The following is a 15,652-nucleotide window of genomic DNA, read 5'->3' as shown; positions in this document are numbered from 1 at the left end:
CGGTGTTCAGGCTTCCGCGCCCGCCCTCCTTGCCGGGGGCGCGCTCAGGCGAGGGCGGCGACGATGACCTCGCCGGCCATCAGGACCTGCGGCGAGCGTGGCCAGATATCGCGGTTCTGCGCCATCAGCGCGGCCACCTGCGCATGCGCCGCCGTCGCGGTGCTGCGGTTGGTGAAGACAGACACGGCGATGGCGCGGTCCGGCTGGGTCTCGTCCCTGCCGGTGTAGAGGTGCCGGAAGCCCGGCTGCTCCAGCGTCAGCGGGACTAGTTTGTCTTGCACGGCCGGCAGGGTGCCAGCGGCGGGTCCAAGGCCCTCGGTCATCCGTACCAGCATGTAGCTCTCGCCACCCTTGCGCTCCGCATCAAGGTGGACGGCAACCGTGGCGCGGGTGATCAACGGCGCGCCGGTCAGCAGGTCGGCGAGATTGTCGCCGGCCCAGCCGAGGACATGATCGCTGATCCGCCGGGCGACCGCCTGGTCGTCGAACACGGTGGCCGAGAAAATGCCGCCGCCGCCATCGATCCGGGCGACGTAGTAAGCACGGAAGGAGGGCTCCTGCCGCAGGGTCGGCAGCAGCCCGTCGCGGACGCGCTGGGCAATCTCCTCCGGCGCACCAGTGCCGCTGTAGCGGCGAATCGTCAGGTACCACTGGGGATCGTTCATGGAACCTCCTCACCGGCCGCGGCGGGTCCTGGGCGGGCCCGGCGGCTTCGGGACATCGTAGCACAATGCCGCCGCCGCGGCCCGAGCGCCACAGGCGAGCGCCCTGGGGGCATCCCGCCAGGCTGTGGCGATGCATTCCCTGACCATCCTCGACTGGGTCGCCCTGGCGATCTTCGCCGGCTGCTGGATCGGCTACTCGACCCTGGTGGACCGTCATCCGGCGTTGCGCGCCCGCAGCGTCATTGCCGCCATGGACGAGCACCGCCGCCGCTGGCTGCGGACCACCGTGACGCGGGACAACCGCATCATGGATACCAACATCGTCGGCAACCTGATGAACAGCACAAGCTTCCTAGCCAACACTGCGATCTTCATCCTGGGCGGCCTGGTGGCGATGATGGGCAGCCCGGAGCTCGGCGCCCGGGTCCTCGGCGCCCTGCCCTTCGCCACGCCGCCCAATGCCGCGGCTTGGGAGATGAAGATCGCCCTGCTGCTGCTGATCTTCGTCCGTGCCTTCTTCGAGCTGACCTGGGCACTGCGACAGTTCAACTACTGTTCCATCGTCATCGGCGGCATCTCCCACGACCCGCAGGATGCCACGCGCAGGCGATGCATGCCGAGATGGCGGCCAAGGTCGCCAACCGGGCGGCGCGGCATTTCAATACCGGGCTCCGGGCCTATTACTTCGGCCTGGCGGCGCTCGCCTGGATCCTGCATCCCCTAGCGCTCGTGGTGGCCAGCCTGTTCGTGCTGCAGGAGTTGTACCGGCGGGAATCCCGCAGCGTCGTGCGGGAGGCGCTGCAGGAGCGCTGAACCAGCATCGCCTCGAGTGTTTCCACTCAAGACGATCGCCGGCTAGCTGCGCCTCGATCCGTCGCAGCACCTGCCAGAATTGGGTGAAGATGCCGATACGAATGCCCCGCTCGGGCTCGGCGCAGCGCAGCCGGTCGGGGTGGAAATGCACGGCGAAAGCCTGCTTGGCGCGGCGGAAGCGCTCCTCCGGCGGGCCGGGGCGGGCGGACACCGCCTCGGCGAGCAACAGGGCGCGGCGAACCCGCTCGAGCTCAGTGATCAGCGCGGCGATCCGCACAGCCTGCTGGCGGTTCTGCGCGCGAGAGGCGCGGAGCCGCACGCCCCGCAACGCCGGCAGCCGCCGCCCCGCCTGCCGCGGGCCGAACAGCAAGGTCAGGCCGCGCCCCAGCCAGCGCAGCAGCCGCCAGACCAGGATGCCGAACACGAGGATCAGCAGCGCCAGCAGGACGCCAAGGGCTTCGACCATGGCCGCGGAGTGTCCACGGCCAGGGTGATCAATCGCCTAACACGCGCAATGCCTCCGCCCGGCGCCGGCGGCCACGGAACGTCAGCCCGCCAGCAGCGCCCGCGCGGCGGCCAGGGCGTCATCGGCCTTCTCGCCCTCCGGCCCGCCGGCCTGGGCCATCTCCAGGCCGGCCGCCGCCACCCTTGCCGCCCACGGCCGCGGCGGCCGCACGCACCAGGGCCACGGCATCGGCCCGGCCCTTTGCCGCCTCGCCCAGCCCGGCGACGATGCTGGCCTTGCCCTCGGCGGTCGAGACCAGAACCACGATATCGGCCGTACCGCCCTTCAGGATCGCCTCGGCGATGCCCTTCAGGTCGCGGGCCGGGGTGTCACCCAGGTTGCGCAGCGCCACCCGGAAGCCGCCAATTGTCTCCGCCGCCGCCGCGCCGCCGCCGGTCGCCAGCTGCTTGCGCAGTTCCGCCACGTCACGTTCCAGCCTGCGGCGCTCCTCCACCAGCGTGGCGATACGGGCCGGCAGGTCGGCCGGCGGCACGCGCAGCACCGCGGCGGCTTCCTTCAACTTGGCTTCGGCCGCCTCGACCAGTTTGAGAGCGGCCGGGCCGGTCACCGCCTCCACCCGGCGGACACCGGCAGAGACGGCGCCTTCCGAGACGATCTTGAACAGGCCGATATCGCCGGTCCGCTGCACATGGGTGCCGCCGCAAAGCTCCAGCGAGTAGACGCCGAATTTCTCGGTCGCCGCCGGATCGTGACCCATCGAGACGACGCGGACCTCGTCGCCGTACTTCTCGCCGAACAGTGCCATGGCGCCGATCTGCACCGCGGCGTCCGGCGTCATCAGCCGGGTGACCACCTCGGCATTCTCGCGGATCCGGGCATTCACCTCGGCCTCGGTCCAGGCCAGGTCCTCATCGGTCATCGGAGTCGGCTGGGAGACGTCGAAGCGCAGCCGGTCCGGTGCGTTAAGGGATCCCTTCTGCGCCACATGGGTGCCGAGCCGCCGGCGCAGTGCCTCGTGCAGCAGGTGGGTTGCGCTGTGATGGGCACGGATATCAGCCCGGCGGGCGTGGTCAACCTCGGCCTGCACGGCCAAGCCGACCGTCGCCTCGCCATGCGCCACGGTGCCGAGATGGACGAAGAGGTCGCCCAGCTTCTTCTGCGTGTCGCGCACCACGATCCGGCAGGCCTCGCCGGCCGAGATCAGGCCGGTATCGCCGACTTGGCCGCCACTCTCGCCATAGAAGGGCGTCTGGTTGAGCACCACCGCCACCTCGGCGCCGACCGGGGCGCTCTCAACCGGCTTGCCCTCGTGCACGATCGCCAAGATCTGGCCCTCGGCGGTCTCGGTCGAATAGCCGAGGAACTCGCTGGCCCCAACCTTCTCGCGGAGGTCAAACCAGACCGCGTCGGTCGCGGCCTCCCCGCTGCCGGCCCAGGCGGCGCGGGCACGGCGCCGCTGCTCGGCCATGGCGGCACCGAAGCCTTCCACATCCACCGTCTTGCCCTCGGAGCGCAGCGCGTCCTGGGTCAGGTCGAGCGGGAAGCCGTAGGTGTCGTAGAGCTTGAAGGCGACCTCGCCGGACAGCGTGCCACCATCGCCGAGCCGGCCACTCTCCTCGGACAAAAGCCCAAGCCCGCGGTCCAGCAGGGAGCGGAACTTCATCTCCTCGAGCTTCAGCGTCTCAATGACGAGCGCCTCGGCCCGCTGGAGCCTTCGGATAGGCGGCGGCGCCCATCTGGCGGACCAGGGTGGGGACCAGCCGGTGCAGCAGCGGCTCCCGGCTGCCCATCATGTGCGCGTGGCGCATGGCGCGGCGCAGGATGCGACGCAGGACGTAGCCGCGGCCTTCGTTCGAGGGCAGCACGCCGTCGGCGATCAGGAAGGTGCCGGCACGCAGATGGTCGGCGACGACACGGTGGCTGACCTTCCAACGGCCGTCCGGGTCTTGCCCGGTCGCCTCAGCCGAGGCCAGGATCAGCGCCCGCAGCGTGTCGGTGTCGTAGTTGTCGTGCTTGCCCTGCAGGATGGCGGCGAAGCGCTCAAGACCCATTCCCGTATCGATCGAGGGACGCGGCAGCGGCACGCGGGTGCCGGGCGGGCCTTCCTCGTACTGCATGAAGACGAGGTTCCAGATCTCAATGAACCGATCGCCATCCTCATCCAGGCTGCCGGGCGGGCCGCCGGGGATCCGGTCACCATGATCGAAGAAGATCTCGGAACAGGGCCCGCAGGGGCCGGTATCGCCCATGCGCCAGAAATTGTCTGAAGTCGGAATACGGATGATGCGGCTGTCCGCCAGGCCAGCGACCTTCTTCCAGTAGACCGGGGCCTCCTCGTCCTCGGAATAGACCGTCACTAGCAGGCGGTCTTTCGGCAGGGCGAAGTCCTTGGTCAGCAGGGTCCAGGCATGCTCGATCGCCTGCTCCTTGAAGTAGTCGCCAAAGCTGAAATTCCCCAGCATCTCGAAAAAGGTATGGTGCCTGGCGGTATAGCCGACATTGTCCAGGTCGTTATGCTTGCCGCCAGCTCGAACGCATTTCTGCGCGGTGGTCGCGCGGGAATAGGCCCGCTTCTCCTGTCCGGTGAAGACGTTCTTGAACTGGACCATGCCGCTGTTGGCAAACATCAGCGTCGGGTCGTTGCGGGGAACCAGCGGCGAGCTCTCGACCACCTGGTGACCGTTGCGGCCGAAATAGTCGAGGAAGGTCGCGCGGATGTCGTTGCTGCTGGTCATCGGCGGTGGGGGTCCCGTCTCCAGCCCCAGCCCAAGGGGCATTCATAGGGCGAATTTGCCTGAGTTTAGGGCGGTTTCCGCCTTACCCGCGACCCCTGCCCTGCGGCACAGGCTCTAGCGCGCATGGCCGGGAGCGTCGAGGGGCGGCCTTGCGGCGCACCCGGGACGTGACGTTGCGATGGCCCGCGGCAACTGCCGCGGGGGCGGCCCGTTCCCGCTGCCGCGTGGCGGTTCCGCCGCCCGGGATCCAAGGAGGACGTCATGGCCAGCGACATCCGCGACCTGCTGACGATGGAATTGCAGGATACTTACAGCGCCGAGACCCAGCTGCTTGAGGCCCTGCCGGCAATGCAGGAGGCCGCGACCAACCCGAAGCTGAAGCAGGCCTTCACCGAGCACCTCGCGGTCACCCAGCGTCAGGTCGAGCGGCTGGAGCAAGTCTGCCAGCAGCTCGGCATCGAGACCGAAGGCGAGACCTGCAACGCCATGGAGGGGCTGGTCGAGGAAAGTGAGGAAGATCATCGATGAGCTCGACGAGGGCCCAGTGCTTGACGCCGCCCTGATCGGCGCTGCGCAGAAAGTCGAGCATTACGAGATTGCGGCCTATGGCACGCTCACCTCGATGCTCAAGGCGATGGGCGAGATCCAGGCCGCCGACCTCATGGCGCAGACCCTGAAGGAGGAGAAGGACACCGACGAGCTGCTGACCCAGCTGGCCGAGTCCGAGGTGAACCCGGCGGCGCTCGGCAAGCGGCCGGCCAACGATCAGACCAAGGGCAGCCGCGGCGCGGCCTGATCCAAGGCGGTGTGGGAGGGGGCTCCCCTCCCCGCCCCGGACCCTGGACCTACTCCGCCGCGGCGGCGTCCTCGGACTCCGTCGTTCTCGCCGGCCACCAGCATCGCATTGGCCACGACGCCGGCCTGAGCGCACCTTCTGCTCGATGGTGTTAGCGATCTGCGGGTTGTCACGCAGGAAGGATTTGGCGTTCTCCCGCCCCTGGCCGATCCGCTGGCCCTCAGCGCTGAACCAGGCGCCCGATTTCTCGACGATCGTCGCCTTGACGCCGAGGTCGATCAACTCGCCGAGCTTCGAGATGCCCTCGCCATACATGATGTCGAAGTCGACCACCCGGAACGGCGGCGCCATCTTGTTCTTCACCACCTTCACGCGGGTCTGGTTGCCGACCACGCTGTCGCGGTCCTTGATCGCGCCGATGCGGCGGATCTCCATGCGGACGGAGGCGTAGAACTTCAGCGCATTGCCGCCCGTCGTCGTCTCCGGGTTGCCGAACATGACGCCGATCTTGAGCCGGATCTGGTTCAGGAAGATCAGCAGCGTGTTGGAGCGGGAAACGGTGCCGGTCAGCTTGCGCAGCGCCTGGCTCATGAGCCGGGCATGCAGGCCGACATGGCTGTCGCCCATTTCGCCTTCAAGCTCGGCGCGCGGCACCAGCGCCGCGACGCTGTCCACCACAAGCACGTCGACCGCACCGGAGCGGACCAGCGTGTCGCAGATCTCGAGCGCCTGCTCACCGGCATCCGGCTGGCTGATCAGCAGGTTGTCCACGTCGACGCCCAGCTTCTTGGCATAGCCGGGGTCGAGCGCGTGTTCGGCATCGATGAAGGCGCAGGTGCCGCCCTTCTTCTGCGCCTCCGCGATGGCGTGTAGCGCCAGCGTAGTCTTGCCCGAGCTTTCCGGCCCGTAGATCTCGACGATGCGGCCCTTCGGCAGGCCGCCGATGCCGAGCGCGATGTCGAGCCCGAGCGAGCCGGTCGAGACCACCTCGATCTCACCTTCCTGCGCTTGGCGCGCGCCCATGCGCATGATCGAGCCCTTGCCAAACGACCGTTCGATCTGGCTGAGCGCGGCGTCGAGCGCCTTTCCCTTATCCATCCTGGCTGCCCTTGTCCTTGATCGCGTCCTGGATCCGCCCCCATCATTTCAACTTTTGATGGAAACAGACCAATCTCGAATCGCCCTGTTCGCCAGGGCAGTGTGGCAGAGACTATGGCCCTGGGGGCGCCGAAAAACAAGAACATTTGGTAAACACGAGCAAGATCGCCGTCCACCGTCATGCCCCTGCGGCGTCTTGCCCGCCAAGCGCCGCCGCCACTTCCCGCAGCAGCTTCGGCGGGCCAAAGGGCTTGTCGAGAAAGCGGAAGCCCTCCGCCCCCAAGTCCCGGTCCAGCACGGCTTCGGCATAGCCCGAGAGCAGAAGCACCGGCAGCGCAGGCCAACGCCGCCGCAGCCGGCGCGCCAGTTCCACTCCATCCGCACCGGGCATGGCCACGTCGCTGACCAGCAGCGCAGGCACCGCCCCGGCCCCGACCAGATCGAGCGCGGCTTCGGCGCTGTCCGCCGCCAGCACGGCATGCCCGCCGCGTTCCAGCAACCGCGCGCCAAGCAGGCGCAGCGGGGCGTCGTCCTCGACCAGCAGGATCGGGCCGCCGGGCGCCGGCGCGGCGGCCGGCGGCTCGGCTGCCTCGGCCTTTGGCGCCGCCACCGCCGCCTGGCGCGGCAGGTGAATGCGGAAGGTCGTGCCCTCTCCCAATCGGCTCTCGACCGCGATATGGCCACCGGACTGTGCGACGATGCCCTGCACCGTGCCCAGGCCGAGGCCCGTCCCGCCCTTGTCGATCCGCGTGGTGAAGAAGGGCTCGAAGAGTCGCGGCACGAGCTCGGGCGGAATGCCGCCCCCGGTATCGCTAATCTCCAGTACCACCCAGCGGCCAGGGGGGGTGCCCTCGCCCCCCGGCCGCAGCACCACCCGGTGGCCGGTAGCAATGCGCAGCCTGCCACCCTCCGGCATGGCGTCCCGGGCATTCACCGCCAGGTTCAGGATCACCTGGTCGAGCTTGCGTCGGGTCCGCCTTGACCCAGCGTCCCGGCGTTTCCAGCGCCAGGTCGAGCCTTACCGCCTGCCCGAGCAGCCGGCGCAAAAGCGGTGCGATCGCCAGGACGGCGTCATTCAGCGCCAGCACGCGCGGCTGCAACTGCTGCTGCCGCGCGAAGGCGAGCAGTTGCCGGACCAGCGCCGCGCCGCGCCGCGCCGCATCCTCCACCACCGCAAGCTCAGCAGCAGCCGCGTCCGGGATGCCGACCGCGCGCACCGCGCCGGCGCCGCCCAGGATGGCGGCGAGCAGGTTGTTGAAGTCATGCGCGACCCCGCCGGCGAGCCGCCCGACCGTCTCCAGCCGTGCCGACGCCGTGCCCCGGGCCTCGGCCCGCCGTGCCTGGGTCCGGTCCTCGACCCGGAGCAGCAGCCGTGCCGCCGGCCCCGCCGCCTCGGGCAGGGGCGTCAGCCGCAGCAGCCACTCCGCATCCGCCGGCGCCGCCGGATCGCCAGGCGCGACTCGCAGCGGCGACGGGGTACCGCCTTGAGCCCGGAGGCCAGCGCCGCGACGAAGGCCTCCCGCGCCGAGGGTGCCAGGAGGACGGCGGCCGGCGAGCCGGGCCGCGGCGCGGCGAGCGGCCCCGCCAGAGCGGCCAGTGCCGGATTGGCGGCGAGCACCCTTCCTCCGCTATCCAGCACCGCCAATCCCTCGGGCGCCGGGTCGGCCAGCAGCCGGAAGCTTTCGAGGAAGCCGGACGGACCTGTCGGCCGGCGGAGCAGGCGTTCGCTAGCCACGCGCCACGCGATCCTGCAGCCGCCAGACATAGGCGATGATCTCGGCGACAGCCTGCCAGTGCTCGGGCGGCACCTCGGTCTCGACCTCCAGCCGGAACAGGGCGCGGGCTAGCGGCGGGTTGGCGACGATGGGCACTCCATACTCCTCCGCCGCTGCCCGAATCCGTGCCGCCATTTCATCAGTCCCTTTGGCAACGAGTCGCGGTGCTGCCGCTTCACCCTGGTGATAAGCCAGAGCGACTGCGAAATGAGTCGGATTCGTTATCACAACGGCGGCATTTGGAACGGCCGCGATCATGCGCTGCCGGGCCCTGCTTTCACGGATCTGCCGCAAGCGCGCCTTCACCTGTGGGTCACCCTCCGACTCCCGCATTTCCTCCCGCAGGTCCTCGCGGCTCATGCGCAACTGCCGCAAGTGGCGCCACCGCACCACCAGCACGTCCAGCATGGCCATTCCGCCGAAAGCGCCGAGCGCGACCAGCAGCAGGCGCAGCGCCTCACGCCCGATCAACCCGGGCAGCGCCCCGACCGGCTGGTGCAGAGCGGTCTGTAGCACCGCGACATCCAGGGCGTGCCAGAGTGCGGCGCCAACCACGGCGAGCTTGAGCCCCGTCCGCAGCAGCTTGATCCAGCCATCGGTGCCCAGCAGCCGGCGCAACCCGGCCAGCAGGTTCAGCCGCGACAGGTCGGGCAACAGCGCCTCGCCACGCAGCAGGAGCCCGGTCTGCGCGACGGTCGCCAGGATGGCCGCCACCGCGACCGCTCCTAGCACCGGCAGGACGCCTTGTGCCGCGGCACGCAACAGAGCGAGCGGCGCCTCGATGCCCGCCTCAGGCGCCTGGAGCAGGGCCTGCAGGGCCCGCAGCCAAGCCAGCGCGACCGGCGGCAGCGTGAGGTAGCCGGCGAGCGTCGCGGCCAATAGCGTGCCGAATCCCACCGCTTCCCGCGACAGCGGCACTTGGCCTTGCTGGCGGGCCTCGGTCCAGCCTGCGGGCGGTCGGGGCTTCCGAGCGGTCCTCGGCGTCCTTGCCGTCCTCCGCCACGGCTCAGGGCAGCCCTGGCAAGGTCAGGAAGGCATCCCGTGCCGCGGCGATCCAGGTGCCAAGCATAATGGGCAGCAGCAGCGCCAGGAGCAGCAGCCCGGCCAGGATCTGCCCGGGCGCCGCGACCATGAAGACCGGCACCCGCGGCGCCAGCCGTGCCATCAGGCCGAGCGCGAATTGCCTCGAGCACCGAGGCCAGGCACCAGCGGCGCCGCCAGCCGCAGCGCCAATGACAAACTATCCGCCACCGCCTGGGTTATCGTCGCGGCTTGGCCGGCGGAGGTGGCAGCCATCCCAACCGGCAAAGTCGTGTAGCTTTCTGCCAGGGCCCGTAGCGGCAGCGCATAAAGGCCCGCCGTCAGCACCAGCATCGTCGCCGCCAGGCCGAACAGCCGCGATAAGGCGGTGCCCTGGGCGCCTATCGCCGGGTCCGTCTGCAAGGGGCTGGCGAGGCCAACCATCAGCGCCATCACCTGCCCTGCCTGGGCCAGCGCGAGTTCCACCACCCGCGCCAGCAGGCCGAGCCATAGGCCGGTCGCGGCTTCCAGCGCCATCAGCCGGAGCATCTCGGGCAGTTCCGCAGGCAGGGGCGGCAGGCCCGGCTGCACCAAGGGCAGCACCAACGCCGTGAGTGCCAGCACCAGGGCCAGCCGGATGGTCGCCGGCACCTCCGGCGCGCCAAGGCCGGGCAGCAGCATCACTGCCCCGCCGATCCTCGTCAGCACCAGCATGGCCTGGAAAGTGAGGTCGGGCAGCGCCTCGATCACCGGGACGGACCGCCCAGGGCGACGATGCGATTGAAGAAGCTGCGACGCGTAGCCCTGCATGGCGACCGTCATTGCCGGCCCGGTCAGCAGCAGCACCGCCGCCATGATCACCACCTTGGGCAGGAAGGCCAGCGTCGCCTCCTGGATCTGGGTGACGGCCTGCAGCACGGAAACGATCAGCCCGATGGCCAGCATCGCCAGCAACGGCGGCCAGGCCAGGTGCAGGGCCAGCCACAGCGCCTCGCGCAGGGCCAGCGCGGTCGGGTCCTCCGCCATCACGCTAGATCGGCATGCGCATGACGTCCTGGTAGGCGGCGACCACCTTGTCCCGCAGCGTCGTGGCAGTCTGCAATGCCATCTCCGCCCGCGAGACCGCCAGGACCACATCCGTGACACTGCCCTGGCCGAGCAACGCCTGGGTGCTGGCGGCATCGGCGGAACGGCCTAGATCCACAGCATCTTCCATCGCCCGCTGCAGGGCGGCGCCGAAATCGCCACCCTCACTGCCTGTCCCGGCCTGCGCCTGGGTTGCGCGATAGGCGGCCGCGGCCTGCACGGGGGCGAGAGTCGGCGGCATCAGCGCAGCGCCTCGATCGTCCGGGTCAGCATGCCGCGGGTGACCTCCAGCACCGAGAGGTTGGCGCTGTAGCTCCGCTGCGCCTCACGCATGTCCATCATCTCGACCAGGCTGTCGACATTCGGGCGCTTGACGTATCCCCGCGAATCGGCGGCCGGGTGGCCGGCATCGTAAACCTCCGGGAAGTCACCGGGGGCAGTGCCGATGCGGCGCACCTCCACTGTCTCCGCCGCCAGGGCGCGGTCAAGCCGTGCGCCGAAGGTCACGGTCTTGCGCCGGAAGGGCTCGGCTCCCGGTGAATCGCCGGTGCTGTCGCGGTTGGCGAGGTTCTCCGCCACGACCCGCAGGCGGGTGGACTGCGCCGCCATGCCGGCGGCGGAAATGCGAAGCGCCCGTTCCAGATCCATGCAGGCTCCCTTTGTTATTGCGCCCGGCCCAGCGCCGTGCGGAACATGCCAAGCCAGCGGCGGTGCAAACCGATGGCCAGTGCATGCGCACTGTCCGTGTCGGCGACCTTCATCGCCTCCCGATCCAGGGAAACGGCATTGCCGTTCGGCTTGGCGTCAAACGATTGCCGATCCACTCGCGCCTGCGGGTCGCGCGCTGCGGCCAGGTGATGCCGGTCGGTGCGGGCAAGGCCGACCGCGGCGGCGTTGCCGCGCCGCACCAGCTTCGGCGAAATCCGGCAGGTCGCGCGGCCGGTAGCCCGGCGTATCGGAATGCGCGATGTTCTGCGACAGCACGCGCTGCCTAGCATCCAGCCAGGCAAGGCGGCGCTCGGCGAGGGCGAGTGGGGCGCTCTGCGACGGGTCCATGCCGCACCCTGGCCGGCATCAGGCAAAGATCTCGGTTAAGCTCCAACCCCATGTTGCCGGGCGAGGTCAGGTGGCGAGGTTTCCTTAACCCATCGCCGGCCAGACTGCACCAATGGCTGTTCCAGACCCCGCCCCCTCCCTCGCCGCAATCGAGGCCATGCGGGGAACCCTCGTCCTCGCCCGCGCCCTGGTCGAATCGGGGCGGCAGATCGACCTCACCGGACTCGATGCCGGTGCCGCCGCCCTGTGTGCCGCCATCACCATGCTACCGATCGAAGCGGCGCGACCGATGCTGCCTTCCCTGGTCGCGCTGCTGGCGGAGCTGGACGGCCTCGGCGCCGCCCTGACGCCCCCTGACCGCATCCCCGAGCCGGCAGGAGGCCGCTCCTTGATACTCGACATGGATGGATTGCTACGGGCCTTCGGCACCCTGGCCGCACTGCTGATACCGCTCTCGCTTGCCGCCAGGGCACTCCGCGGCGGGCAACGCCGGCGACCCGGACGGCGCCTCGGGGTCACCGAGGTCGTAGCGGTGGATGCGCGCCGCCGCCTGGTGCTGGTCCGCTGCGACGGAAAGGAAGTGCTGCTGCTGACCGGTGGTGGCCAGGATGCGGTGCTCGGCTGGTTGCCGGAGCGGAGCGCGCCATGAGGCGCCTGACGCTTGCCGCGCTGATGCTCCTCGGCGCCGCGCTGCCTGTGGCCGCCCAGAGCGTCAGCATTGACCTCGGCGCCGCCGGCCAGCCGGGCGCGACCTCGCGCCTGGTTCAGCTCGCCGCCCTGGTCGGGCTGCTGTCGCTGGCTCCATCGCTGCTGGTAATGGCCACGGCCTTCACCCGGATCGTCATTGTGCTCTCCCTGCTGCGCAGCGCGATCGGCGCGCAGGGCGTGCCACCGAACCCGGCGCTGATCGGCCTCGCGCTATTCCTGACCCTGTTCGTCATGCAGCCGGTGATGGAGCAGAGCTGGGCCAGCGGCCTCGAGCCGCTGATGCAGGGGCAAATCGGCGAGCTTGAAGGGCTGCGTGCCGCTGCTGAGCCTTTTCGTCAATTCATGGCGGCTCAGGTGGCCGATGCCGACCTGTTGCTCTTCCTCGACCTGGCGAAACTGCCGCCGGTGCCGGAAGGCACGGCGTCCGAGCAGATCCCCTGGCGTGCCCTGCTGCCCGCCTTCCTGGTCAGCGAGCTTGAAGCGCGCCTTCGAAATCGGCTTCCTGCTCTTCCTGCCCTTCCTGGTGCTCGACATGGTGGTGGCGAGCCTGCTCATGTCGCTCGGCATGATGATGCTGCCACCAAACGTGGTGGCGCTACCTTTAAGCTGATCTTTTTCGTTTTGGTCGATGGCTGGAGGCTGGTGGCCGGCAGCTTGGTGCAGGGCTTCGGGTAGATCCTGCACCGCCCGATGCACTGGTCCGCCGGCGCCGGCCAGCCGCGGAGATCCGCGGCGGGTCGGGCAACTACCGTGGTTCAGCCCGCCGCGGCAACGGCGCGCTTGGCCATGACGGTGACTAGGTGGGCGCGGTACTCGGCGCTGCCATGGATGTCGCCATTCAGCCCATCGGCCGACTGCTTGATCACGGCGACCGCGGCTTCCGACCAGTTGGACGTCAGCGCCTTCTCCATGTCGGACTGGCGGAACACGCCAGGGCCGGCGCCATTGACCGCTACGCGCGCGCCGGACTTGGTCTTGGCAACGAAGACGCCGGCCATGACGTAGCGGCTGGCCGGGTTGCGCATCTTGGCGTAGCCGGCCTTCTCGGGGATCGGGAACTCGATCGCCACCAGCAGTTCGCCCGGTTCGAGCGCCGTGGTGAACATGCCCTGGAAGAAGTCGTCCGCCGCGATCCGGCGCTTGTCGGTGACGATCGTGGCGCCGAGGCCGAGCACCGCCGAGGGATAGTCCGCCGCCGGGTCGTTGTTGGCGACGCTGCCGCCGATGGTGCCGCGGTTGCGCACCTGGGTATCGCCGATGGTGCCGGCCATCATCGCCAGCGCCGGGATGGCCGCCTTCACCTCGGGGCTGTTCGCCACCTCGATATGCTTGGCCAGGGCGCCAACGACAAGCGTGTCGCCATCACGCCGGATGCCCTTCAGCTCGGCGATTCCGGACAGGTCAACCACGGAGCTCGGCTTGTTCAACCGGTGCTTGAGCGCCGGCAGCAGGGTCTGCCCGCCGGAGATCGGCCGAGCATCCGGGTCGGCAGAGAGAATCTTGACCGCATCTGCGACGGAAGTCGGCTTGTGATAGGCGAAATCGTACATCGTCTGAACTCCCTTTGGTCATTCGCCGGCCGGTTCACGCTTCCGGGCTTGCGCCCTCCAGCGACCGGCCGGCAGGCACCGCTATTCGGCGGCCAGCTTATGGCCGGCGTTGATGATGTTCCAGATCTTGGCGGGCGTCGCCGGCATCTCAATGTGGCGGACGCCATAATCTTGAAGCGCATCGACCACAGCATTGATCACCGCGGGCGGCGAGCCGATGGCACCCACCTCGCCGCAGCCCTTCACCCCGAGCGGATTGTGGGTGCAGAGGGTCGTGTGGGTGGCGACCGAGACGGGCGGCAGGTCGTTCGCCCGCGGCATCTGGTAATCCATGAAGCTGGCCGAGAGCAGCTGGCCGCTCTCGTCATAGACTGCCGATTCCAGCAGCGCCTGGCCGATACCCTGGGCGACGCCGCCCTGGACCTGGCCCTCGACGATCATCGGGTTGATAACCCGGCCGACATCGTCCACCGCGGTGAAGTTGACCACCGAGACCTGGCCAGTTTCGGGCTCGATCTCGACCTCGCAGATATGGCAGCCGCCGGGATAGGTGAAGTTCTTCGGGTCGTAGAAGGCGGTCTCGTCGAGGCCCGGCTCCAGCTCCTCGATCGGGTAGTTGTGCGGGACATAGGCCGTCAGCGCGATCTCGCCCCAGGACTTGGTCTTGTCGGTGCCGGCGACGCGGAAGGTGCCGCGGTCGAACTCCACGTCCTCGACCGAGGCCTCCATCAGGTGCGCCGCGATCTTGCGGGCCTTGAGCACGATCTTGTCCATCGCCTTGACCATGGCGCTGCCGCCGACCGCCAGGCTGCGGGACCCGTAGGTGCCCATGCCGAAGGGGATCTTCGCGGTGTCGCCATGGACGATGTCGACCTGTGCCAGCGGCACGCCGAGCCGGTCGGTGACCAGCTGCGCCAGGGTCGTCTCATGCCCCTGGCCATGGCTGTGCGTGCCGGTCAGCACGGTGACGCTGCCGGTCGGGTGGACGCGGATGGTGCCCACCTCGTACAGCCCGGCGCGGGCGCCGAGCGACCCCACCACGGCCGAGGGCGCGATGCCGCAGGCCTCGACATAGGTGGAGATGCCGATGCCGCGCAACTTGCCGCGGGACTTGGCCTCGGCCCGGCGCTGCTCGAACTCCGCCCAACCGGCGGCCTCAAGCCCCATGTCAAGCGTCGCCTTGTAGTCGCCGCTGTCATATTGCAGCGCGACCGGCGTCTGGTAGGGGAAGGCATCCGCCGGGATGAAGTTGCGGCGGCGGATCTCGATCCGGTCGATCCCCGTCTCCCGCGCCGCGACGTCCACCAGGCGTTCCAGCAGGAAGGTCGCCTCCGGCCTTCCAGCACCGCGATAGGCATCGACGGGCACGGTATTGGTGAAGACCGCCTTCACCTCGGCATAGACGGTGGGCGTGGTGTACACGCCGGAGAGCAACGTGGCGTAGAGGTAGGTCGGCACGCTGGTGGCGAAGGTGGAGAGGTAGGCACCCATATTCGCCAGCGTCCGCACATGCAACGCCAGGAACTTGCCATTGGGATCGAGGGCGAGCCGCGCCTTGGTGACGTGGTCGCGGCCATGCGCGTCGGTCAGGAAGCTTTCGGTCCGGTCGGCGGTCCACTTCACCGGACGGCAGACCTTGCCCGCGGCCCAGGTGACGATCGCCTCCTCGGCATAGTGGAAGATCTTGCTGCCGAAGCCGCCGCCGACATCGGGAGCCACCACGCGCAGCTTGTGCTCCGGCAGGTGCAGCACGAAAGCGCCCATCAGCAGCCGGATGACATGCGGGTTCTGGCTGGTGGTGAAGAGCGTGTACTCGTCCGTGGTGCGGTCGAGATTCGCCGATCGCCGCGCGCGGCTCCATCGCATTCGGTACCAGCCTGTTGT

At 69.2% G+C, this 15,652-nt stretch carries 17 protein-coding genes and 4 pseudogenes; 7 read left to right on the top strand and 14 right to left on the bottom strand.

The features are described 5' to 3' along the window. Positions 1–44 precede the first annotated feature (44 nt). Entirely contained in the window at positions 45–665 is a 621-nt protein-coding gene (locus tag ACQ86J_RS34225) for a hypothetical protein (protein WP_431269007.1), read from the bottom strand. 130 nt (positions 666–795) lie between these two features. On the opposite strand from ACQ86J_RS34225, the pseudogene ACQ86J_RS34220 reads away from it, so the two are divergent. Further along, positions 796–1,212, top strand: a pseudogene (locus ACQ86J_RS34220) (DUF599 domain-containing protein); the annotation flags it as partial. A 62-nt stretch (positions 1,213–1,274) separates the two neighbouring features. Then, positions 1,275–1,478 carry a DUF599 family protein gene (locus ACQ86J_RS34215; RefSeq protein WP_431269006.1) on the top strand — a complete coding sequence of 68 codons (204 nt, stop codon included), beginning with the start codon at positions 1,275–1,277 and terminating at the stop codon, positions 1,476–1,478. Between the two features lie 547 nt (positions 1,479–2,025). Here the strand turns inward: ACQ86J_RS34215 and alaS are convergent. Further along, positions 2,026–4,679: pseudogene (gene alaS / locus ACQ86J_RS34210) on the bottom strand (alanine--tRNA ligase). 261 nt (positions 4,680–4,940) lie between these two features. On the opposite strand from alaS, the gene ACQ86J_RS34205 reads away from it, so the two are divergent. After that, entirely contained in the window at positions 4,941–5,207 is a 267-nt protein-coding gene (locus tag ACQ86J_RS34205; protein ID WP_431269005.1) for a DUF892 family protein, read from the top strand. Next, positions 5,188–5,475 carry a ferritin-like domain-containing protein gene (locus tag ACQ86J_RS34200; protein ID WP_431272634.1) on the top strand — a complete coding sequence of 96 codons (288 nt, stop codon included), beginning with the start codon at positions 5,188–5,190 and terminating at the stop codon, positions 5,473–5,475. The genes ACQ86J_RS34205 and ACQ86J_RS34200 overlap by 20 nt, the downstream gene beginning before the upstream one ends. A gap of 126 nt (positions 5,476–5,601) precedes the next feature. Here the strand turns inward: ACQ86J_RS34200 and recA are convergent. From recA to ACQ86J_RS34175, 5 genes and pseudogenes are all read right to left on the bottom strand, one after another. After that, positions 5,602–6,573, bottom strand: a pseudogene (gene recA / locus ACQ86J_RS34195) (recombinase RecA); the annotation flags it as partial. Between the two features lie 178 nt (positions 6,574–6,751). Beyond that, on the bottom strand, positions 6,752–7,489 hold the full coding sequence (locus ACQ86J_RS34190) for an ATP-binding protein (RefSeq protein WP_431272633.1): 738 nt from the start codon (positions 7,487–7,489) through the stop codon (positions 6,752–6,754). Beyond that, positions 7,386–7,790 (bottom strand): hypothetical protein, encoded by a 405-nt coding sequence (locus ACQ86J_RS34185; protein WP_431269004.1) that lies wholly within the window; start codon positions 7,788–7,790, stop codon positions 7,386–7,388. Before ACQ86J_RS34185 ends, ACQ86J_RS34190 begins: the two co-directional genes overlap by 104 nt. Positions 7,791–7,978: 188 nt before the next feature. Beyond that, entirely contained in the window at positions 7,979–8,308 is a 330-nt protein-coding gene (locus tag ACQ86J_RS34180) for a PAS domain-containing protein (RefSeq protein ID WP_431269003.1), read from the bottom strand. After that, positions 8,301–9,266, bottom strand: coding sequence for an EscU/YscU/HrcU family type III secretion system export apparatus switch protein (locus tag ACQ86J_RS34175; RefSeq protein ID WP_431269002.1), 966 nt, complete (start codon positions 9,264–9,266; stop codon positions 8,301–8,303). Before ACQ86J_RS34175 ends, ACQ86J_RS34180 begins: the two co-directional genes overlap by 8 nt. On the opposite strand from ACQ86J_RS34175, the gene ACQ86J_RS34170 reads away from it, so the two are divergent. Then, positions 9,267–9,419: a hypothetical protein gene (locus ACQ86J_RS34170; protein WP_431269001.1), complete on the top strand. Its 153-nt coding sequence runs from the start codon at positions 9,267–9,269 to the stop codon at positions 9,417–9,419. Here the strand turns inward: ACQ86J_RS34170 and ACQ86J_RS34165 are convergent. From ACQ86J_RS34165 to ACQ86J_RS34145, 5 genes are read right to left on the bottom strand one after another with little or no spacing between them, the layout of a single operon-like run. Next, positions 9,355–9,513 carry a flagellar biosynthetic protein FliR gene (locus tag ACQ86J_RS34165; protein ID WP_431269000.1) on the bottom strand — a complete coding sequence of 53 codons (159 nt, stop codon included), beginning with the start codon at positions 9,511–9,513 and terminating at the stop codon, positions 9,355–9,357. The two genes, ACQ86J_RS34170 and ACQ86J_RS34165, sit on opposite strands and share 65 nt — an antisense overlap. After that, the gene (locus ACQ86J_RS34160) at positions 9,513–10,394 is read right to left on the bottom strand and encodes a flagellar biosynthetic protein FliR (RefSeq protein WP_431268999.1); all 882 of its coding nucleotides are present in this window, start codon (positions 10,392–10,394) and stop codon (positions 9,513–9,515) included. The genes ACQ86J_RS34165 and ACQ86J_RS34160 overlap by 1 nt, the downstream gene beginning before the upstream one ends. 4 nt (positions 10,395–10,398) lie before the next feature. Continuing rightward, positions 10,399–10,695, bottom strand: a complete 297-nt coding sequence (locus tag ACQ86J_RS34155) for a flagellar hook-basal body complex protein FliE (protein ID WP_431268998.1) — start codon at positions 10,693–10,695, stop codon at positions 10,399–10,401. Beyond that, on the bottom strand, positions 10,695–11,102 hold the full coding sequence (flgC, locus tag ACQ86J_RS34150) for a flagellar basal body rod protein FlgC (RefSeq protein WP_431268997.1): 408 nt from the start codon (positions 11,100–11,102) through the stop codon (positions 10,695–10,697). The genes ACQ86J_RS34155 and flgC overlap by 1 nt, the downstream gene beginning before the upstream one ends. A gap of 14 nt (positions 11,103–11,116) precedes the next feature. Further along, on the bottom strand, positions 11,117–11,362 hold the full coding sequence (locus ACQ86J_RS34145) for a hypothetical protein (protein WP_431268996.1): 246 nt from the start codon (positions 11,360–11,362) through the stop codon (positions 11,117–11,119). A gap of 305 nt (positions 11,363–11,667) precedes the next feature. Between ACQ86J_RS34145 and ACQ86J_RS34140 the strand changes: the two genes are divergently transcribed. Continuing rightward, the gene (locus ACQ86J_RS34140; RefSeq protein ID WP_431268995.1) at positions 11,668–12,159 is read left to right on the top strand and encodes a flagellar biosynthetic protein FliO; all 492 of its coding nucleotides are present in this window, start codon (positions 11,668–11,670) and stop codon (positions 12,157–12,159) included. Continuing rightward, positions 12,156–12,893, top strand: a pseudogene (fliP, locus tag ACQ86J_RS34135) (flagellar type III secretion system pore protein FliP). Before ACQ86J_RS34140 ends, fliP begins: the two are co-directional and overlap by 4 nt. 80 nt (positions 12,894–12,973) lie before the next feature. Here fliP and ACQ86J_RS34130 read toward each other — a convergent pair. Both ACQ86J_RS34130 and ACQ86J_RS34125 read right to left on the bottom strand, forming a co-directional pair. Further along, complete coding sequence (locus tag ACQ86J_RS34130) at positions 12,974–13,768, bottom strand: FAD binding domain-containing protein (protein ID WP_431268994.1); 795 nt, start codon at positions 13,766–13,768, stop codon at positions 12,974–12,976. Between the two features lie 81 nt (positions 13,769–13,849). Further along, entirely contained in the window at positions 13,850–15,634 is a 1,785-nt protein-coding gene (locus ACQ86J_RS34125) for a xanthine dehydrogenase family protein molybdopterin-binding subunit (protein ID WP_431268993.1), read from the bottom strand. Positions 15,635–15,652 lie beyond the last annotated feature (18 nt).

The organism is Dankookia sp. P2 (genome assembly GCF_050632255.1).
In the GTDB taxonomy this organism is placed as follows: Bacteria; Pseudomonadota; Alphaproteobacteria; order Acetobacterales; family Acetobacteraceae; genus Paracraurococcus.
Note: the sequence above shows the minus strand (reverse complement) of the source record. Positions and strands in the feature narration are given on the sequence as shown.